General features: G+C 73.3%; 19 protein-coding genes. 13 read left to right on the top strand and 6 right to left on the bottom strand.

Going from position 1 to position 19,820, the window contains the following annotated elements:
- Nucleotides 1–70: 70 nt before the first annotated feature.
- From OIE69_RS11315 to OIE69_RS11300, 4 genes are all read left to right on the top strand, one after another.
- Nucleotides 71–1,747, top strand: coding sequence for an AMP-binding protein (locus OIE69_RS11315; protein WP_326571842.1), 1,677 nt, complete (start codon nucleotides 71–73; stop codon nucleotides 1,745–1,747).
- Nucleotides 1,744–3,369: an AMP-binding protein gene (locus OIE69_RS11310; RefSeq protein ID WP_326571841.1), complete on the top strand. Its 1,626-nt coding sequence runs from the start codon at nucleotides 1,744–1,746 to the stop codon at nucleotides 3,367–3,369. The genes OIE69_RS11315 and OIE69_RS11310 overlap by 4 nt, the downstream gene beginning before the upstream one ends.
- Before the next feature lie 175 nt (nucleotides 3,370–3,544).
- Entirely contained in the window at nucleotides 3,545–4,069 is a 525-nt protein-coding gene (locus OIE69_RS11305) for a hypothetical protein (protein ID WP_326571840.1), read from the top strand.
- Between the two features lie 226 nt (nucleotides 4,070–4,295).
- Entirely contained in the window at nucleotides 4,296–5,396 is a 1,101-nt protein-coding gene (locus OIE69_RS11300; RefSeq protein ID WP_326571839.1) for a ricin-type beta-trefoil lectin domain protein, read from the top strand.
- A 34-nt stretch (nucleotides 5,397–5,430) separates the two neighbouring features.
- On the opposite strand, the gene OIE69_RS11295 is transcribed toward OIE69_RS11300, so the two are convergent.
- Nucleotides 5,431–6,207: an LppU/SCO3897 family protein gene (locus OIE69_RS11295; protein ID WP_326571838.1), complete on the bottom strand. Its 777-nt coding sequence runs from the start codon at nucleotides 6,205–6,207 to the stop codon at nucleotides 5,431–5,433.
- A gap of 235 nt (nucleotides 6,208–6,442) precedes the next feature.
- On the opposite strand from OIE69_RS11295, the gene gcl reads away from it, so the two are divergent.
- Nucleotides 6,443–8,230 carry a glyoxylate carboligase gene (gene gcl, locus OIE69_RS11290; protein ID WP_326571837.1) on the top strand — a complete coding sequence of 596 codons (1,788 nt, stop codon included), beginning with the start codon at nucleotides 6,443–6,445 and terminating at the stop codon, nucleotides 8,228–8,230.
- Between the two features lie 115 nt (nucleotides 8,231–8,345).
- Here gcl and OIE69_RS11285 read toward each other — a convergent pair whose 3' ends face one another.
- From OIE69_RS11285 to OIE69_RS11270, 4 genes are all read right to left on the bottom strand, one after another.
- Nucleotides 8,346–8,891, bottom strand: coding sequence for an EF-hand domain-containing protein (locus OIE69_RS11285; protein ID WP_089222876.1), 546 nt, complete (start codon nucleotides 8,889–8,891; stop codon nucleotides 8,346–8,348).
- A gap of 128 nt (nucleotides 8,892–9,019) precedes the next feature.
- Complete coding sequence (locus tag OIE69_RS11280; protein WP_326571836.1) at nucleotides 9,020–9,748, bottom strand: hypothetical protein; 729 nt, start codon at nucleotides 9,746–9,748, stop codon at nucleotides 9,020–9,022.
- A 320-nt stretch (nucleotides 9,749–10,068) separates the two neighbouring features.
- Nucleotides 10,069–10,968 (bottom strand): 2-hydroxy-3-oxopropionate reductase, encoded by a 900-nt coding sequence (locus OIE69_RS11275; protein WP_326571835.1) that lies wholly within the window; start codon nucleotides 10,966–10,968, stop codon nucleotides 10,069–10,071.
- 15 nt (nucleotides 10,969–10,983) lie between these two features.
- A complete protein-coding gene (locus OIE69_RS11270) occupies nucleotides 10,984–11,814 on the bottom strand; it encodes a TIM barrel protein (RefSeq protein ID WP_326571834.1) in 831 nt (276 codons plus the stop codon).
- A gap of 118 nt (nucleotides 11,815–11,932) precedes the next feature.
- Here OIE69_RS11270 and OIE69_RS11265 point away from each other — a divergent pair, with 118 nt between their 5' ends.
- From OIE69_RS11265 to OIE69_RS11230, 8 genes are all read left to right on the top strand, one after another.
- Nucleotides 11,933–12,184, top strand: coding sequence for a hypothetical protein (locus tag OIE69_RS11265; RefSeq protein ID WP_326571833.1), 252 nt, complete (start codon nucleotides 11,933–11,935; stop codon nucleotides 12,182–12,184).
- Entirely contained in the window at nucleotides 12,181–12,561 is a 381-nt protein-coding gene (locus OIE69_RS11260; RefSeq protein ID WP_326571832.1) for a helix-turn-helix domain-containing protein, read from the top strand. Before OIE69_RS11265 ends, OIE69_RS11260 begins: the two co-directional genes overlap by 4 nt.
- 104 nt (nucleotides 12,562–12,665) lie before the next feature.
- Nucleotides 12,666–13,178 (top strand): 2-oxo-4-hydroxy-4-carboxy-5-ureidoimidazoline decarboxylase, encoded by a 513-nt coding sequence (gene uraD / locus OIE69_RS11255; protein WP_326571831.1) that lies wholly within the window; start codon nucleotides 12,666–12,668, stop codon nucleotides 13,176–13,178.
- The gene (gene uraH, locus OIE69_RS11250) at nucleotides 13,175–13,567 is read left to right on the top strand and encodes a hydroxyisourate hydrolase (RefSeq protein WP_326571830.1); all 393 of its coding nucleotides are present in this window, start codon (nucleotides 13,175–13,177) and stop codon (nucleotides 13,565–13,567) included. Before uraD ends, uraH begins: the two co-directional genes overlap by 4 nt.
- A 7-nt stretch (nucleotides 13,568–13,574) precedes the next feature.
- Nucleotides 13,575–14,462, top strand: coding sequence for a factor-independent urate hydroxylase (gene pucL / locus OIE69_RS11245; RefSeq protein WP_326571829.1), 888 nt, complete (start codon nucleotides 13,575–13,577; stop codon nucleotides 14,460–14,462).
- An 11-nt stretch (nucleotides 14,463–14,473) separates the two neighbouring features.
- Nucleotides 14,474–15,859, top strand: a complete 1,386-nt coding sequence (locus OIE69_RS11240) for an 8-oxoguanine deaminase (RefSeq protein WP_326571828.1) — start codon at nucleotides 14,474–14,476, stop codon at nucleotides 15,857–15,859.
- Nucleotides 15,860–16,142: 283 nt separating this feature from the next.
- Complete coding sequence (locus OIE69_RS11235) at nucleotides 16,143–17,585, top strand: hypothetical protein (RefSeq protein ID WP_326571827.1); 1,443 nt, start codon at nucleotides 16,143–16,145, stop codon at nucleotides 17,583–17,585.
- Nucleotides 17,582–18,727 (top strand): ARPP-2 domain-containing protein, encoded by a 1,146-nt coding sequence (locus OIE69_RS11230; protein WP_326571826.1) that lies wholly within the window; start codon nucleotides 17,582–17,584, stop codon nucleotides 18,725–18,727. Before OIE69_RS11235 ends, OIE69_RS11230 begins: the two co-directional genes overlap by 4 nt.
- Here OIE69_RS11230 and OIE69_RS11225 read toward each other — a convergent pair.
- Nucleotides 18,671–19,720, bottom strand: a complete 1,050-nt coding sequence (locus OIE69_RS11225; RefSeq protein ID WP_326571825.1) for a hypothetical protein — start codon at nucleotides 19,718–19,720, stop codon at nucleotides 18,671–18,673. The genes OIE69_RS11230 and OIE69_RS11225 overlap by 57 nt on opposite strands.
- Nucleotides 19,721–19,820: the final 100 nt, after the last annotated feature.

The raw sequence follows: 19,820 nt of genomic DNA, 5'->3' as shown, positions 1-19,820 counted from the left end.
TTCGGGGGTAGTGAGAGCCTCGTCACTGACCACAGGATGCTACCGAGGGGGCCGGCGACGAGGAGGACACATGACGGCAACCAGCCGGACGGAAGAGTTCCGGGCGGCCCGGGACTTCCTGCTGCGCCACCGCGAGGACTACCGGGCGGCGTACGAGGGCTTCCGCTGGCCGCGTCCCGAGCACTTCAACTGGGCGCTTGACTGGTTCGACGTCATCGCCCGGGACAACGACCGCCCCGCGCTGCACATCGTCGAGGAGGACGGCACCGAGTCCGTCGTCTCCTTCGCCGCGATGTCCGAGCGCTCCGCCCGGGTCGCGAACCGGCTCCGCGGGCTCGGGGTGGGCGCCGGCGACCGGATCGTGGTCATGCTCGGCAACCAGACCGAGCTCTGGGAGACCGCCCTGGCCGCCATGAAGCTGCGCGCCGTGGTCATCCCGGCCACCCCGCTGCTCGGTCCCGCCGACCTCACCGACCGCGTGGAGCGCGGCCGGGCCCGGCACGTGATCGTCCGGGCTGCTGACACGGCGAAGTTCGAGCAGGTGCCGGGGGAGTACACCAGGATCGCCGTCGGCGGCGCGCCCGCGGGCTGGCACGCCTACGAGGACGCCTACGAGGCCCCCGCGGACTTCACGCCCGACGGGGACACCCGCGGCGACGACCCGCTGATGCTCTACTTCACCTCGGGCACCACCGCCAAGCCCAAGCTCGTCGAGCAGACCCACCTGTCCTACCCGGTGGGCCACCTGGCGACGATGTACTGGATCGGCCTGCGCCCCGGCGACGTCCACCTCAACATCTCCTCGCCCGGCTGGGCCAAGCACGCCTGGTCCAACCTCTTCGCCCCGTGGAACGCCGAGGCGACGGTCTTCATCCACAACTACACGCGCTTCGACGCGGGCCGCCTGATGGCCGAGATGGACCGGGCCGGCGTCACCAGCTTCTGCGCGCCGCCCACCGTCTGGCGGATGCTGATCCAGGCCGACCTCGGCGTGCTGCGCACCCCGCCGCGCGAGGTCGTCGCCGCCGGCGAGCCGCTCAACCCCGAGGTCATCGAGCACGTGCGGCGCGCCTGGGGGCTGACCATCCGGGACGGCTTCGGCCAGACCGAGACGGCCGTCCAGGTCTCCAACCCGCCCGGCCAGCCGCTCAAGCCGGGCTCCATGGGCCGCCCCAGCCCCGGCTACGTCGTGGAACTCGTCGACCCCGTCACCGGCAAGCCCGGCGACGAGGGGGAGATCTGCCTCGACCTGTCCACCCGTCCGGTGGGCCTGATGACCGGCTACGAGGGCGACCCGGAGCGCACCGCCGAGGCCATGGCCGGCGGCTGGTACCGCACCGGCGACATCGGCTCCCGCGACGCCGAGGGCTACATCACCTACATCGGGCGCGCCGACGACGTCTTCAAGGCCTCCGACTACAAGATCTCCCCCTTCGAGCTGGAGAGCGCCCTGCTGGAGCACGAGTGCGTGGCCGAGGCCGCCGTCGTCCCGGCGCCCGACCCGCTGCGGCTGGCCGTGCCCAAGGCGTACGTCGTCCTGGCCCAGGGCTGGGAGCCGGGACCGGAGACCGCGGCGGCGCTGTTCGCGCACTCGCGGGCCGTGCTCGCCCCGTACAAGCGGGTGCGGCGCATCGAGTTCGCAGAGCTGCCCAAGACCGTGTCCGGCAAGATCCGCCGCATCGAGCTGCGGCAGCGCACCGCCGAGGGGGCCGTCGGCACCGAGTACCGCGAGGAGGACCACCGGTGAGCACCCCCGCGACGTCCGTCGAGCCGTCCTACGCGAGCGGCACCGGCACCACGCCCCTGCTCGGCGACACCATCGGCCGCAACCTGGACCGGGCGGTCGCCGCCTGGCCGGACCGCGACGCGCTGGTCGACGTGCCCAGCGGCCGCCGCTGGACGTACGCGCAGTTCGGCGCCGCCGTCGACGACGTGGCGCGCGGCCTGCTCGCCAAGGGCGTCGGCAAGGGCGACCGGGTGGGCATCTGGGCGGTCAACTGCCCGGAGTGGGTGCTGGTCCAGTACGCCACCGCCCGCATCGGCGCGATCATGGTCAACATCAATCCGGCGTACCGCGTCCACGAACTGGCCTTCGTGCTCGACCAGGCCGGCATCGAGGTGCTGGTCGCCTCCACCGTGTTCAAGTCCAGCGACTACCGCGCCATGGTGGAGCAGGTGCGCGGCGAGTGCCGCTCGCTGACCGAGGTCGTGTACATCGGCGACCCCACGTGGGACACCCTCGTCGAGGCCGGGGCGAACGTCCCGTACGAGCAACTGGCCGAGCGCGGGGCGGAGCTGTCCTGCGACGACCCCGTCAACATCCAGTACACCTCGGGCACGACCGGCTTCCCCAAGGGCGCGACCCTCTCCCACCACAACATCCTCAACAACGGCTACTTCGTGGGCGAACTGGTCGGCTACACCGAACAGGACCGGGTCTGCCTGCCGGTGCCCTTCTACCACTGCTTCGGCATGGTCATGGGGAACCTGGGCGCCACCTCGCACGGCGCCTGCATCGTCATCCCCGCGCCCGGCTTCGACCCGGCGGCGACGCTGCGCGCGGTCGAACAGGAGCGCTGCACCTCGCTGTACGGGGTGCCGACGATGTTCATCGCCGAGCTCAACCTGCCGGACTTCGCGAGCTACGACCTCTCCTCGCTGCGCACCGGCATCATGGCGGGCTCGCCCTGCCCGGTCGAGGTGATGAAGCGGGTCGTCGCCGAGATGCACATGGCCGAGGTCTCCATCTGCTACGGCATGACCGAGACCTCGCCGGTCTCCACCCAGACCCGCCGGGACGACGACCTCGAGCGCCGCACCGGCACCGTCGGCCGGGTGCTGCCGCACGTCGAGGTCAAGGTCGTCGGGCCGGACGGCGTGACGGTGCCGCGCGGCACGACGGGCGAACTGTGCACCCGCGGCTACTCGGTGATGCTGGGCTACTGGGACGAGCCGGAGAGGACCGCGGAGGCGATCGACGCCGGCCGCTGGATGCACACCGGCGACCTGGCGGTGATGCGGGAGGACGGGTACCTGCAGATCGTCGGCCGTATCAAGGACATGATCATCCGCGGTGGGGAGAACGTCTACCCGCGCGAGATCGAGGAGTTCCTCTACGCCCACCCGAAGATCGCGGACGTCCAGGTGGTCGGCGTCCCCGACGAGCGGTACGGCGAGGAGATCCTGGCCTGCGTCATCCTCAAGGACCCGGCGTCCGCGCTCACCGTGGAGGAGCTCGGCGAGTTCTGCCGCGGCCGGCTCGCCCACTACAAGGTCCCGCGCCACCTGCGGCTGATGGACGCCTTCCCGATGACCGTCAGCGGCAAGGTCCGCAAGGTCGAACTCCGGGAATCCTTCCGCTCCGTGTGAGCTCCGCCGGCCGGCGCGGCCCGCGGAACCAGGCCGCGGCAGGGCCCCGTCGAGCACGTCGTGGTCCCGCCCGCGCCGAGGGTGCCGCTCATGCGGATGATCACGCGCGCCACTGCAGCCGCCGCCGCTACCCTGGCAACACACCTGACACGTACGGGAGACGGGGGCGACGGGGATGGCTCGCTGGGAGGACGTCCGGCCGGGGGGCGATGAGCAGACCGCGATCCCGGAGCTGGTGTCCGCCGTGGTCGGTGCGGGCGGGGTGGTCCTGCTCAGCTCGTTCATGCAGGCGGTGGGGACCAGGCTCGGCGAGATCACCGCGGCGCGCATGGGCGGCCGGGGCTTCTGGCGGCGGCGCGCGGCCACCGAGGAGGAACAGACGGCGGCCGCCTTCATCGCGGCGGTGAGGAAGCTCGGTTCGGTCCGGCGCGAGGGCGGCGGGGTGCTGCGACTGGAGGACGAGGGCTCCGGGACCAAGGTGCAGGTGCACCCGCTGCTGCCGGTCGGGGCGGTCGGCCAGTTCCAGCGGCTCGACCTGAGCCACCCGGAGGTCGCCGGACTGGAGATCGCCTGGACCGACACCCTCGGCGACCACCCCCAGGGCGTCTGGGCCACCACGGGCGGCGCCGAGGGCGCCGGCACCCGCTACCTGTGGAACGACGTCCGCCGCACCTGGGAGCCCCACCGGCGCACGTCCTGAGGGACACCGTCGCCCGCGGGCAACCCGCCGTTCACGCGACGGCCACCGTGCCGTCATGGTGCGGGTCGTCCCGGCCGGGAGCGGTTGCTAGGGTGCGTGCTGCGCTGCCGCGGAGACCCCCTTGCGGGGTGACGGCGCGGCGGGGATGCCCCGGGGGACGGATGTGCCCGCGCCCCGACCCACGCGGCGGGGCGGCTCTCGGCACATCTTGGGTTTGGAAGGATTCATGACGGCTTCTCCCGACGAGCCGGCGGCCGGCGAGGCCCCGGAGGCGGGCTCCCCCGCCGGTACGGCGCTGCCCCGGCGGACCCGGAGGACGTCCGCGATCGCCGACGCCTCCGCCACCACCAGCCGGGCCCCCACGGACTGGAGCGGCGGCGACGCCTCCACGTTGCGGGCCAGGCAGACCGCCGCCGCCCTGCCGGAGCGTCAGGAGGAGGGCGCGGAGCCGGAGTCCACCTACGCGGACGGCTTCGCCGCGGGGCTCGCCTTCGCGTCCCGCCCCGCAGCCGACGCCGACGATGAGGAGCACGCTCCGCCGGCGGCCGCGGGGACGGCCCCGCAGGCGCCGCACCCCGCGGCTCCCGCGGCGAAGCGCCGCAGATGGTCCCGCCCGCTCCTGCTGGTCGGCGGGGGCCTGGCGGTCGGCGTGCTCGTCTGCGTGCCGTTCCTCGTGCGGGGTTCGGGCGAGCAGGAGCGCGGCGGAGCCGCCGTCACCCTCGCGGACGAGGACCCGGCGGTCGGGACCCCCGGGACCGGCCCGGCCACGGCGAGCCCCGACGGCGGGCGGTCGCCGTCCCCCGGCGACACCCCCCGGCGGCGGGTGGAGTCCGGGTCCCCGGACGGGCCGACCGCCACCCCGAGCACGCCCGGGGGCAAGGTCACCCCCCACGCCACGGGCGGGGGATCGGCGCAGCAACCGGCCACCGGGCCCTCGCACTCCGCCGCCGCCTCCGGCACGGCGATCCGGAGCCACGACTCGGGCCGCTGCATCGACGGCAGCCCCCCGTGGGGCAGTCCGCTGCAGCTCTGGGACTGCACGGGCGGCGCGGCGCAGTCCTGGCAGATCAAGCCCGACGGCAGCATCCGCTCCCGGGGCCAGTGCATGGACGTCGCGGGCGGTTCGCGGGACGACGGCGCGGCGGTCCAACTGGTCGACTGCAACGGCACCGGCGCCCAGCAGTTCCGCCTCAACGCCGCTCACGACCTGGTCAACGTCCAGGCAGACAAGTGCGTCGAGGCGGAGGACTCGCCGGGGGTCAACGGCACCAGGCTGCGGCTGTGGAGCTGCAGCGGCCAGGACAACCAGAAGTGGAGCCGCGTCTGACGGCTGCCGGTCCGGCGGTCGGCGCGGGCGGCGGTCAGGTGTTGTCGTTCCGCGCCAGGCACAGCACGTACTTGGTCGAGCCGCGCTCCGCCTGCAACATGGCCACCGTGCGCGGGTAGGCGGCGCACCCGCCGGTGTCGGTGGTGTTGTCGAAGCGCCCGACGACCTCGAACTCGGCCTTCGCGGAACCGCAGTCGACGACCGAGACGTCGGGGAAGAGGACTTCTCCGCTGCTGTGGACGCAGTCGCCGACCTCGGCGTACTCGGGGTCGTCGTGCAGCACCAGCCAGCCGCAGCCGATGAGGATCACGGGTATCAGCAGGCCCAGGGCGGTGGGGCGGAGGAAGATCGGCCGGCCGGGGTCGGCGGGCGTGCCGGGGGCGCCGGGGACCGGCTCGGGCAGCCGGCTGATCCTCCAGCGCTGGAAGAGGTTGACCAGCAGGGTGAGCGGGTTGAGCAGCATCGAGGCCGGGCTCCACCAGCCCTGCACCAGGCTGTCGGAGACCATCTTGCGGTGCGTGGCCGTGCCGCAGCGCCGGCAGAACGGGGCCCGGACCTTCAGGAAACGCATCATCACGACCATGCCCTGATGACCCCGGACGGTGGCCTGGACCGCCGGCACCGAGCCGCAGAACAGGCAGGAGCGTCCGTAGCCCGGCACCTCCTGCCCGAAGGGGGGCAGCGGCCTCGGCCGGGCGGCCGGGGGCGCCGCCGGTGCCTGCGGCTCCGCCTGCGTCTGCACGTGCTCGTGCGCCTGCGGCGGGGGAGCGGACGGCTGGGGCCGAGCGGGCGACGGCGTCGGCGTGGTCAAGGAGATCACCTGGGGTCCGTGTGAAGCCGATGTGAAGGGCGAGCGGAACCCTACTGGTTGGTACCGACATCGATCGACTCCATTACCGAACGGCTTCGGCGTCTCCTCCTTGACCCGCGAGCCGGGGGCGCCCTATGTTCGCAGTAGTTCCGCATGACAAAAGAACACTTCCGCAATGTGGAATGCAGCACCGGGCGCGACAACCTGGACCGCAGGACGACGCAGGAGTGACCGAATGCCTCGAATGACCGCCGCCCGAGCGGCAGTGGAGATCCTCAAGCGCGAGGGCGTGGACACCGCGTTCGGCGTGCCCGGCGCCGCGATCAACCCCTTCTACGCCGCCCTCAAGGCCGCCGGCGGCATCCAGCACACGCTGGCCCGGCACGTGGAGGGTGCCTCCCACATGGCCGAGGGCTACACACGCACCGCCCCCGGCAACATCGGCGTCTGCATCGGCACGTCGGGCCCCGCGGGCACCGACATGATCACCGGCCTCTACTCGGCGACCGGCGACTCGATCCCGATCCTGTGCATCACCGGCCAGGCGCCCACCGCGGTGATCCACAAGGAGGACTTCCAGGCCGTGGACATCGCGGCCATCGCCGCGCCCGTGACCAAGGCGGCCACCACCGTCCTGGAGGCGGCCCAGGTCCCCGGGGTCTTCCAGAAGGCGTTCCACCTCATGCGCTCCGGCCGCCCCGGCCCGGTCCTGATCGACCTGCCGGTCGACGTCCAGCTCACCGAGATCGAGTTCGACCCCGACACCTACGAGCCGCTGCCGGTCTGGAAGCCCGCCGCCAGCCGCCGCCAGATCGAGAAGGCGCTCGCCATGATGGCCGCCGCCGAGCGGCCGCTGATCGTCGCGGGCGGCGGGGTGATCAACGCCGACGCGGCGGGTCTGCTGGTGGAGTTCGCCGAACTGACCGGCACCCCGGTGGTGCCGACCCTGATGGGCTGGGGCGCCATCCCGGACGACCACGACCTCAACGCGGGCATGGTCGGTCTGCAGACCTCGCACCGCTACGGCAACGCGACCTTCCTGGAGTCGGACTTCGTCCTCGGCATCGGCAACCGCTGGGCCAACCGCCACACCGGCCGGATCGACGTCTACACCAAGGGCCGCACCTTCGTGCACGTCGACATCGAACCCACCCAGATCGGCAAGATCTTCGCCCCCGACTACGGGATCGCCTCCGACGCCGGCGTCGCGCTGGGGCTGTTCCTCGAGGTGGCCCGGGAGCTGAAGGCCGCCGGTGACCTGCCGGACCGCTCCGACTGGGCCGCCTCCGCGCGGGAGCGCAAGGCGACCCTGCACCGCCGTACGCACTTCGACGACATCCCGATCAAACCGCAGCGCGTGTACGAGGAGATGAACCGCGCCTTCGGCCCCGACACCCGGTACGTCACCACGATCGGCCTCTCCCAGATCGCCGGCGCGCAGATGCTGCACGTCTACCGGCCGCGCCACTGGATCAACTGCGGCCAGGCCGGCCCCCTCGGCTGGACCGTGCCGGCCGCACTGGGTGTGGCGAAGGCCGACCCGGGGACGCCGGTGGTGGCCCTCTCGGGCGACTACGACTTCCAGTTCATGATCGAGGAGCTCGCGGTCGGCGCGCAGCACCGGATCCCGTACGTCCACGTCCTGGTGAACAACGCCTACCTGGGCCTGATCCGGCAGGCGCAACGGGCGTTCGACATCGACTTCGAGGTCAACCTGGAGTTCGAGAACGTCAACTCGCCCGAGCTGGGCGCCTACGGCGTCGACCACGTCAAGGTCGCCGAGGGCCTGGGCTGCAAGGCGATCCGGGTCACCGACCCGGACGGGCTCGGGGCCGCCTTCGAGCAGGCGAAGAAGCTCGCGGCCGAGTACCGGGTGCCGGTCGTCGTCGAGGCGATCCTGGAACGGGTCACGAACATCTCCATGAGCGTCACCAACGACATCGGCAACGTCGTGGAGTTCGAGGAACTGGCCACCGAACCCGGCCACGCGCCCACCGAGATCATCCCGCTCACGGGCTCCTGAGCCCGGGTTCGACCGCCGTGCCACCGGCCGCCCCGTCCTGACCTCCCGGGCGCGGCGGCCGGACTCCACGCACACCGTCCCGGGGGGCCTCCCGGCGGGCCCGGACCGGTCTGCCCTACAGGGGCCCGAACAGCCAGTTGCCGGGGGCCTCGGGGTCGGTGCCGATGTAGTAGGCACGGATGGCCGCCACCAGTTCGGCGGTGCTCACACAGCCGTCGCCGTCGGTGTCGATGCGGTTGAAGGCGGCGGCGATGTCACTGACGGGGGTGTTGAAGGCCCGCTGCAGGACCTCGAACTCCCCGCGCACGACGTGGCCGTCGCCGTCGGTGTCGCACAGATGCGCGACGGCCTCGGCCGCCGGATGGAAGACGGGGTCGAAGGCGGGTCCCTCGATGAAGGCCTTGGTCATCCCGTGGTGGTACTCCGCGGAGGACAGCCGCCCGTCGCGGTCTCTGTCGGCGTACGCCGCCAGCTCCGCCCAGACGGCGTCCAGGCGCACCGCCACCGCCTTGCCCTTGGGTGAGGTGGGCGACATGCCGAAGCCGTGGATCAGCCGCGCGCCGACGTCCTGGAAGTCGGCGCGCTCGGCATATCCGTTGCCGTCCGTGTCCAGACGGCGGAAGGATTTGTCGAGCTTGCGCTTCAGAAGGGCCGTAGACATCGCTGCGTCCTTGACGTAGTCCTGGGTTGCCGTACGGAGGGGGAACCTCTCGATACTCCCCCGGGAGCGGCGGTCGCGCGACCCGAGTGACCACGGACGGTGAAGGGTTGGGCTGAGCTCGGCCCGGTTCAGGGCCTGGCGTGCGGGCCGGTCCTGATCAGCGCGTCGGCGGCGTCGTTGACCGGCTGCGGCGTGCCGGTGAGGTCCATGACGAACAGCGGCACCCCCAGCCGGTCCGCGCGCAGCCGGGCGTCGTGGGCGTAGCCGGCCAGGGAGAAGAAGGCGCCGGTGGAGTCCTCGTTGAGGCAGTTGAGCCAGAGGGTCTCGACGTCCCGCAGCGGCGTCGGCCGGGTCGTCGGGTCGACCTGGGCCACGACCCCGTCGCCGCGCAGGTCGATGCCGTTTGCCGAGCGGTCGCCCGCGGTGCGCACACCCGCGAAGCCGAGCCACTTCAGGTACTGCGCGGCGGCGGTGACGGCGTCCCGCGCGGTACGGATGGTCACCGGCCGGAACGGCGGCCGCGGTGCCGCGGCCAAGGGCCCCGGGCCGGTCTGCCGCACCGGCGGGACGGGGCGCCGCTCGGGCGCCCGCAGGGCGCGGGTGTCCACCGGCAGCCGGACCACCGCCCCGCAGTCGCAGCCGAGTTCGGGCTGCGGCCACTGGTCGTCGCGTCCGCAGTCCGGGCAGCGCATGGCCACCCAGGAGTCGTCCCAGGACCGGTGGCGGATCTGCAGCGGGACGCCCCCGCGCAGGATCGGCAGGGCCAGCGGCGTGCCGCAGGCGCAGGGGAAGGTGGGTGCGGTGTAGCCGTGCTCCCGGCGGCAGGCCGGACAGCGCACGGGCACGCTCTCTGCCATGGTTCGCGACTCCTGGGCGGTGCGGGCGGTGCGGAGGGACGGCGGTCTCGCCGGAACGGTCCTGCGCTCCATCGTCCCGCACGGGGAGCCCGTCGTGCACCCGTCTTCGCGTCCCCGGTCGCCCCGGGACGCACCGCCGCCCGGGGACCCGGTCCGCGTCCGGCCCGGTCGCGGCTCGGGTCCCCGGGCGGGGCCCGGCCCGCGCCGCCTCGACCTACCCCTCAGAAGCTCTCGGCGGCGCGGACGTTCGTGGTTCCGGGCGGCGGCGCCCCGTCGGGCGCGACAGGACGAGTCGGGGCGCCGCCGCCCGGAAGTCGGGGTCAGCCGGTGACCGGCCGGCCGGACAGGCGCTCCACGCCGCGCAGCAGGGCGGAGTGGTCCAGGCCGCCGTCGCCCTGGGCCCGCAGCGAGGCGACGAGGTTCGCCACCACCGAGCCGACCGGCAGGGCCGCGCCGACGTTGCGGGCGGCGTCGGTGACGATGCCCATGTCCTTGTGGTGCAGGTCGATGCGGAAGCCCGGGGCGTACTCGCGGTCGAGGAAGTTGCGCTTCTTGCGGGTCAGCACCGTGGATCCGGCGAGGCCCCCGTTCAGCACCTCCAGGGCCGCGGCGAGGTCGACCCCGGACTTCTCCAGGAAGACCACGGCCTCGGCGCACGCCTGGATGTTCACCGCCACGATCAGCTGGTTGGCCGCCTTGACGGTCTGCCCGGCGCCGTGCGGACCGCACAGGACGACGGTCCTGCCGAGGGCGTCGAACAGGGGCCGCGCCTCGTCGAAGTCGGCCTGCTCGCCGCCCACCATGATCGAGAGCACCGCCTCGACGGCACCGGCCTCGCCCCCCGAGACGGGGGCGTCCAGGACCCGGATGCCCCTGGCGGCCGCGGCCTTGGCGAGGTCGACCGAGGTCTGCGGGGTGATCGACGACATGTCGATCAGCAGCGCGCCCGGCCGGGCGTTCGCCAGGATGCCGTCCTCGCCGTAGGCGACGGCCTCCACCTGGGGCGAGGCCGGGACCATGGTGACGATGACGTCGGCGTCCCTCACGGCCTCCGCGATCGAGCCCGCGGGAGTGCCGCCGGCCGCGGCCAGCCGGTCGAGCTTGTCCTGCTCCAGCGTGTGGCCGGTGACGGAGTATCCGGCCTTGATGAGGTTCTCCGACATCGGGGAGCCCATGATGCCGAGGCCGATCCACGCGACCGTGGGAAGTGTGCTGGTCATGATGTCCTCTCCGGATTACTTGTCGGCGTCGGCGAGCCAGCCGAACGAGGCGGCGCTGCCCTGCGGGCCCGGCTTGTACTCCAGGCCGACCCAGCCGTCGTAGCCCGCGTCGCGCAGCCGGCCCAGGAGGGCGGCCAGCGGCAGGGAGCCCGTGCCGGGCGCGCCGCGGCCGGGATCGTCGGCGATCTGGACGTGGCCGGTGCGGTCCGCGTAGGCGTCGATCACGGCGGGCAGGTCCTCGCCGTTCATCGACAGGTGGTAGAGGTCGAGCAGGAACCTGGCGTTGCCCAGACCCGTCTCGGCGTTGACCTTGTCGACCACCTCGACCGCGGCGGCCGCGCTGACCAGCGGATAGCGCGGCGACTCCGGCTTGTTGAGGGTCTCGACCAGCAGCACCGCGCCGACCCGGTCGGCCGCGTGCGCGGCCCGGACCAGGTTCTCCAGGGCGAGTTCGTCCTGTGCCTCGGGGCTCACGCCGTCCACGCGGTTGCCGTACAGCGCGTTGAGCGCCGTGCAGCCCACCGAGTGGGCGAAGTCGGCGGCGACGTCGATGTTGGCGCGGAAGCGCGCGGACTCCTCGCCCGGCACGGACAGGGCGCCGCGGTCGGGGCCGGGGAGTTCGCCCGCGTAGAAGTTCAGGCCCACCAGCTGGGTGCCGGCCTCCCGCAGCGCGTCCCGCAGGGCGTCGAGTTCGGACTGCGGGGGGCTCGGCATCCGGGTCCACGGCCACCACAGCTCGACCGCGGAGAAGCCGGCCGCGGCGGCGGCCGCGGGGCGCTCCAGGAGCGGGAGTTCGGTGAAAAGGATCGAGAGGTTCACATCGAAGCGCGTGGAGTCGAAGCCCATCACATGCGCCCTTCCGTAATACGGAAACTTATTTCTGCCTAACGGAAGACTCCACGAGCCCGACGGCGGCTGTCAAGAGGGATGTTCCGGAAAGCCCCTGACCAGCTAGGTTGAAGGCGTGCGCCTGAGACTCGAATTCACCACCGAGCCGTTCGACCTGGACGAGCCCCCGCGGCACGCCGTGGTGGGCCGCGAGGTCCTGGAGACGGCCGGGTTGGAGGCCGTCGACGTGGGGCCCTTCGGCAACTCGGCCGAGGGCGGTACGGAGCAGGTGGTCGCCGTGGTCGGGGATCTGCTGCGGCGCACCCTGGAGGCCGGCGCGACCCGGGTGTCGCTGCAGGTCAACGTCCTCGGCGAGGCGGACCGGTGACCGGGCCGGCCGAGCATCCGTTCAGTGCGGCGATCAAGCCGCTCGCCGACGCCATGGGCGCGGAACTGGTGCCCCCCGGTGAGGCGCGCGGCGACGACGTCGTGCTCAGCTGGCAGGGCGCGGAGGTCGTCGCCGTACGGCTGCCGCACCTCGCGGACTCGCTCGACCACATCCTGGCCGACCTCGAGCGCCGGCACGGCAAGGCGCTGTCCGAGCTGGAGCGCAAGGAGAAGCAGACGGTCGTCCGGATCCTGGAGGAGCGCGGTGCCTTCTCGGTGCGGCACGGGGTGGAGACGGTCGCCTCCGCGCTCGGCGTGAGCCGCTTCACCGTCTACAACTACCTCAACAGGGAGAACGCGGCGAGGGAAGGCCGCTAGGCAGGGCTCAGGTCATCGCGCGAAGGCGTCCGTCCGGGCGTTGTGGGCCGCAACTTTTCAACAAACTGTTGACGCCGCGTGGTGGGCGCTCCTAGCGTGCCCTTGTGACTTCCAGCCCACCCCCGGGCCTGGCCCGGTTCAACGCCGCCGGCGGACCGGAGGCGATCGCGCTGCTGCACGAGGTCTGCGCGAGCCGCTCCTGGGGTGCCGCCGTCACGGCGGCCCGCCCGTACGGCACCCTTGACGCACTGCTCGCCGCCTCCGACGCCGCGACGGCCGGCCTCACCCCGGACGACCTGGCCGAGGCGATGGCGGGCCACCCGCCGATCGGCCGCCCCCGGCCCGGTGACCCGGTCTCCGCCCGCGAACAGGGCGGGGTGCGGGACTCCCAGCGCGAGGAACTGCTCGCACTGAACCTCGCCTACCAGGAGCGGCACGGCCACGTCTTCCTCATCTGCGCCACCGGAAGGACCGGCGACCAGATGCTGGCCGCGCTCAAGGAGCGCATCGGCAACGACCCCGGCACCGAGCGCGAGACCGTCCGCACCGAACTGGGGAGGATCAACCGCCTCCGCCTCACCCGGCTCGTCGAGGCCGCGAAGGAGGACCCCGCATGACCTCTGTGTCCACGCACGTCCTGGACACCAGCGCCGGCCGCCCCGCGCGGGGCGTCGCCGTCACCTTGGCGGTACGTGCCGGAAGCGAGGCCCCCTGGGTGCCGCACGGCACCTCGGCGACCGACGCCGACGGCCGCTGCAAGGACCTGCCCGACCCGCCGCAGGGCACGAGCCACGTACGGCTGGAGTTCGCCACCGAGCCCTACCTCACACGCCAGAGCACCGACCACCGCAGTCGAGCCGAGGACCAGCAGGACGCCCCCCGCACCAGGGACAGCGGAGCCTTCTTCCCGGAGGTGGCGATCGTCTTCGCCGTCGAGCCGGGCGAGCACTACCACGTACCGCTGCTGCTCAACCCGTTCGGCTACTCCGTATACCGAGGGAGCTAGCACCGACATGTCGCCCACCCGACTCGGCCAGAACCAGTACGGCAAGGCGGAGACCCGCGTCGTCCGCGTCACCCGCGACGGCGCGACCCACCACGTCAAGGACCTCAACGTCTCCGTCGCCCTGTCCGGCGCGATGGACGACGTCCACACTTCCGGCAGCAACGCCGCCGTGCTGCCCACCGACACCACCAAGAACACCGTCTTCGCCTTCGCCAAGCAGCACGGCATCGAGTCCGCCGAGCAGTTCGGCATCCACCTCGCCCGGCACTTCGTCACCGGACAGGAGTCCATCGAGCGGGCCAGGATCCGCATCGAGGAGTACGACTGGGAGCGGATCACGCGGGAGCACTCCTTCGTCCGCGGCGGACGGGAGACCCGCACCACCGAGGTCACCTTCGACGGCGCGCGCTGGCAGGTCGTCTCCGGCCTGAAGGACCTCGTGGTCATGAACACCACCGACTCCGAGTTCTGGGGCTTCGTCAAGGACCGCTACACCACGCTGCCGGAGACCCGCGACCGCGTCCTCGCCACCGAGGTCAGCGCCCGCTGGCGGTTCCACTGGAACCGCGACGAGGACCTTGCCCCGCAGTGGGAGGAGTCGTGGGCCGAGGTCCGCCGGCACCTCCTCGACGCCTTCGCCGGCACCTACTCGCTCTCCCTGCAGCAGACGCTGTACGCGATGGGCGACCGGGTGCTCGAGCACCGCCCCGAGATCGACGAGGTGCGGCTCTCGCTTCCCAACAAGCACCACTTCCTCGTCGACCTCGAGCCGTTCGGCCTCAAGAACGACACCCCCGACAGCGCCGTGTACTTCGCGGCCGACCGCCCCTACGGCCTCATCGAGGGCACGGTCCTGCGCGACGGAGCCGAGCCCCGCATCCCGGTGACGGACTGAGAGGCCACACCATGACCGCCCCAGCAGAGCGCATCGTCATCGAGAACTGTGCCGTCGCCACCGTCGACGCGGACGGCACCGAGTACCCGGCCGGCCACGTCGTCGTCGCCGGCGACCGCATCGAGTCCGTCGGCCCGGGACCGGCCCCGGCGGGACTGGACGGCGTCGTACGGCGGGTGGACGGCACCGGCCACCTGCTCACCCCCGGCCTGGTCAACACCCACCACCACTTCTACCAGTGGATCACCCGGGGCCTGGCCACCGACCACAACCTCTTCGACTGGCTCGTCGCCCTCTACCCCACCTGGGCCCGCATCGACGAGGGGATGACCCACGCGGCCGCCCAGGGCTCCCTGGCGATGATGGCCCGCGGCGGGGTCACCACCGCCATGGACCACCACTACGTCTTCCCCCGCGGCACGGGCGACCTGTCCGGGTCCATCATCCGTGCCGCCGCCGGCATGGGCGTGCGCCTCACCCTCGCCCGCGGCTCCATGGACCGCGGCGAGTCCGACGGCGGACTGCCCCCGGACTTCGCCGTCGAGACCCTCGACGACGCCCTCGCCGCCACCGAGGAGACGATCGACAAGCACCACGACGCCTCGTTCGGCGCCATGACGCAGATCGCCGTCGCCCCCTGCTCGCCGTTCTCGGTCTCCACCGAACTGCTGCGCCAGGGAGCCGAACTCGCCCGGCGCAAGGGCGTGCGTCTGCACACCCACGGCAGTGAGACCGTGGAGGAGGAGCAGTTCTGCAGGGAACTGTTCGGCATGGGCCCCACGGACTACTTCGAGTCCACCGGCTGGCTCGGCGAGGACGTGTGGATGGCGCACTGCGTCCACATGGCCGACTCCGACATCGCCGCCTTCGCCCGCACGCGGACCGGCGTCGCCCACTGCCCGTCCTCCAACGCCCGCCTCGCCGCCGGAATCGCCCGCGTCCCCGACATGCTCGCGGCCGGCGTCCCGGTCGGCCTCGGCGTGGACGGCACCGCGTCCAACGAATCGGGCGAGCTCCACACCGAGTTGCGCAACGCGCTGCTCATCAACCGCCTCGGCGCCCACCGCGAGGCGGCGCTGACCGCCCGTCAGGCGCTGCGCCTGGGTACGTACGGCGGGGCGCGCGTGCTCGGCCGGGCCGAGGAGATCGGCTCCCTGGAGGCGGGCAAGCTCGCCGACCTCGTCCTGTGGCGGATGGACACCCTCGCCCACGCCTCGATCGCCGACCCCGTCGCCGCCCTCGTCCTCGGCGCGGCCGCCCCCGTCACCCTCTCCCTGGTGAACGGCCGGCCGGTGGTCGAGGACGGCCGCCTCGTCACCGCCGACGAGGACGCCATCGCGCGCACCACCCGCGACGAGGCCCGGCGGCTCGCCCGGATCGCGGGCCTCAGCGGCTGACCGCCGCGCTCACCCGCAGACCCCGGTCGGGGGAGGGACGGCCCTTCGACCGGTGCCGGGTCCCGCCCCCGCCGGGACGGGACCCGGCGTACCCCGCGCCCGGCGCCGCGCGGGGCGCCGGGCGGCCGGGAATCCCGTTGGAGCACTGCGCACCGGCTCTGTTACGGTCGCCGTGCCGGCCGCGGGACTACGGTGCGACTTCCGGAACCTGCCTCTGAAGCAATGATTCGCTGCTCGTGCCCCCATTCCCCGGCCGGCGTCCATGACAGGGGGAGCCGACGCCATGAGCGAGCGGGGGGCGGCGGTCGCCGCCGAGGACGTGCTGCTGTTCGTCAACGCGGCGATCACCGCGACCGGCCAGCGCGAGTTCCGTTCCGGCGCGGGGGAGCAGCGGCTGTCGCTGGACTTCCTCCACGCGTACATGCTGGGCAACTACCGCGACCTGTACGCCGGGGTCCTCGCCCTCGACATCAACGACCACAACGCGGCACTGATCGTCCGCCGCCTGCTGGAGACCGCCGCCGAGGCCACCGCGGAACAGCGACGCACCGAGGGCCGGCTCATCGCCCGCCGTCTGGCGCTGCTGCCGCCGCAGCGGGTGTACGGGGTCTTCGGTGCCCTGCGCCGGGCCGGGGTGAACAACCGGCGGACGAGGGCGATCATCCGCGACTGGATCACCGCCCGCCCGGACCCGGCCTTCGACGCCGTGAAGTACCGCAGCGGGTTCAAGCGGGCGCTGCGGCACGCCCATCTCGCCCCCACGGGGGAGGAACTGGGCACGTTCGTGTTCCGGCCGCTGAGCCGGGGCCGGTACGACACACCGCTCCTGGAGGCCTGGCGCCGCGCGCACTTCGCGCAGGACGCCCTGTACGAACTGCCCTACACCGTCGCCGAGGGCTTCGCCGCGAAGCACGGTGTGCCGCGCGAGGTGTTCCTGGAGCGCATCGCCCCGCGCATGACGCGCCTGGAGACCCTGCGGCTGCAGGAGTCCGCCCGGCGGCACGAGGCGGACGCGGTGCCGGCCGCCCTGGACCGCATGCCGCTGACCCGGCTCGCCTCCTTCGTGCTCTCGCTGCCCGTCGAGGAGCGCCTGCGGCGGCGCCGGGAACTGACCGGCGCCCTGGACGCGGCCGCCGTCCGGGTGGCCGGGGCGCACCGGGGAAGCTGGGGCCAGGTCGCCGCCGTCCTCGACGACAGCTTCTCCGCCTCGGGTTCGGGCACCAAGCGCCGCCGGCCGCTGGCCGTCGCCCTGGCCTGCCACCACCTGCTCGCCGCGCTCGCCGGCGAGTACTCCGGGCTGTGGACGTCCGGGCGGACCGACGCCCTGCTCGTCCGTCCGTACGGGGCGACGCCGCTGGGCCGGCGGATCCTGGACGCGCTGGAGACCGGGCCGTCCCGGCTGGTGATCGTCTCCGACGGCTGGGACAACGCGCCCCCGGGCCTGGCCGGCGAGGTGCTCCGCGTGTGGCGCACCCGCATCGACCCCGGCCGCCGCACCGAGGTCGTGCACCTCAACCCGGTCTACGACGCCGAGGACTTCGACGTGCGCAGGCTGTCCCCGGCCGTGGCCACGGCCGGCATCCGCGACGCCGAGGACCTGCCCGCGCTCGTCGAACTCGCCCAGTTCGCCGAGGGCCGCACCGGCCCGGCCGAACTGGCCGCCTACCTCGACGCCCGCGCGCGACGACTGCTCGACCGAACCCACCGGGGGGAGCACACCCGATGACCGCACTCGACCTGACCGGCCTGGACACCCGCCCCTCCCAGGTCTGGGGCGCCGTGCGCCTGGTCCCGCTGGTGCGCGAACAGCCCGTCGAGGACCTGCGGCTGCACCCGAGGATTCTCACTGACGGGCCGTCCGCCGTCCAGGTCGGCCCGCGGCACGCGTACGTCTCGTACATCCCGCACGCGTTCGTCGCCACCTGGACCGGTGACGGAGCCCCGGCCGCGGCCTACGGGACGCAGCTGGCCGAGGGCGCGGACGACGCGCGCCCCGCCACGAGCGCCCTGCGCATGCACCGCCGGATGGCCCGGCGCGAGGCCAAGGACCGGCTGCGCTTCCTCCCCCTGCACCTGGCACTGGAGGGCTATCTGGCACTGCACTTCGGCGGCCCTTCGGTCGCGTGGGAGGAATGGTCGCAGCGCGCGCTGCGCCGGGGCCTGTCCCCGCGCGCGGAGGAGGCGTACACAGGGGCCGAGGTGCGCGGACTCGCCGACGCGCTGCGGGTCTTCGAGATCCACCCCGGTCAGTGCGGCGTCCTGCTTTATGTCGCCGACGCCCTGGCCGCGGCCTTCGTCGTGCCGCACCCCGACGACTACCGCGCGCTGCACCCGACCCTCGTGCAGGACCTCTACGGCGAACTCGTCCACCACTACGCCACGCTGATGCCGCCCGTCCAGGAGTTCCGCGCCCGCATCCCCGGCACGGGCATCGGCTCCCTGGCCGAGCTGCGTGCCGCGGCGGCCGGACAGGAGCAGGCCTGGGCGCGGTTCCACGACACGACCATGGCCGCCGTACTCCTGGAGCAGCCCCGCACCTGGCGGACGGTGTACCGGATGGGCCCCTTCACGCTCTCCCGGTTCCTGCCGGAGTTCCGCCCCGGGCGGGAGAACCACATCGGCGAGGCCGTCACGGACCGGCGGGGCCGGACCGTCTACCTCAAGACGTTCCGGCTCTCGGAGAGCCAGGCGCGCCGCGGCCACCTGCTCGACCGCCTCGCCGCCCACGACTGGCACCTGGCCCGCACCGCGGCCGCCCTCGGGGTCGACGAGGCGCACCTGGGCCGGCGTCTGGAGTCCGCGGGCTTCGGCTCACTGCTCCGCCAGGACGTCCTCGACGGCCACCGCGCGCGGGCCCGCACCCGCTGAACCTCCCTGGCGGGCCGGGCCGCGACCCTGGGAGCGGCCCTGGGCCTCGCGCCGGACCGCGCCGCCGCGGGAGACGGTGTACAGGTCGGTCGGCACCGGCCAGCCCTTCTGCCCGGCGTGGTCGCCGTTGAGCCTGCGCGCCCACTTGCTGTAGTCGGTCTCCAGCCCGTTCCCGGTGATGCGGATGCCGGGCGGCACCATCCGGGCCGCCCCCGAGGCAGGTTCGGCCACGGTGTGCCGCAGGGTGACGAACAGGGCCTGGTTCGCGGGATGGTCCGGCCCCGCGTCCAGGTGCCGGGCGACGACCTCCCGGCGCACCGGCAGCCAGAGCCGCAGCGCCGCCCGCGCCGACCGGGGGAGCGCGAAATCCTGCCGGGTCGCCGCTGTCCGGCCGGGCAGGTTCACGGTGAGCCTGATACGGGACTCCTGCGCCGACAGGTCGGTGACGTCCGCGGCCACCAGGCCCTCGCGGGGCACCGCCGTCGCCCACAGCACCTCCAGCGCCGCCAGCAGCCGCAGCCGGTACGGCTCGCGGCGCGGCTCCACGGGGGTGCTCAGGGCCCGGCGCAGCACGATGTGCCCGGTGAAGTCCAGGGGCTCCTTGGTGTGCTTGGACCAGGGGCGCATCCCGCGGGCCTGCCACCCGAACGCGGGGCGCCCGGCGGCCCGGTTGAGGTCGGCGATGCCGTCCATGATGTCGCGTTGGCTCGCGGGGGTGAGCTGCCTGCCCACCTGTCCCGCCCGGGTGCGGTACAGGCCGGCCGCGATGCGGCCGAGAACGGTGTCCGGCCGCCCCGGGTGGCCCAGGACGGTGTCGGCGAACAGCTCGTCGAGGCTGCGCAGCGCCTGGGGCGGGACGTCGGCGGCCGCACGCTCCAGCACCGCGGCGGCCTTCCGCAGCCGCTCCTCCCGGGAGCGGGAGGTGGCGATGGCCGGGTCGGCGAGGGCGCGTTCCAGGGCGGCGCGGAGCTGGCGGAGAGCGGGCGCGGTCACGACAGCAGGTTAGGGGCAGGGTGTGACAGACGTGGAGCGGCAAGTAATGCGAGGGTCGAGAGGACCTGGCGGGCTGCGCGATCCCCGCACTGCGACCGTT

The sequence above is a fragment of the Actinacidiphila glaucinigra genome, from assembly GCF_035918135.1.
Classification (GTDB): Bacteria; Actinomycetota; Actinomycetes; order Streptomycetales; family Streptomycetaceae; genus Actinacidiphila; species Actinacidiphila glaucinigra.
This window is presented reverse-complemented; position numbering and strand designations above follow the sequence as displayed.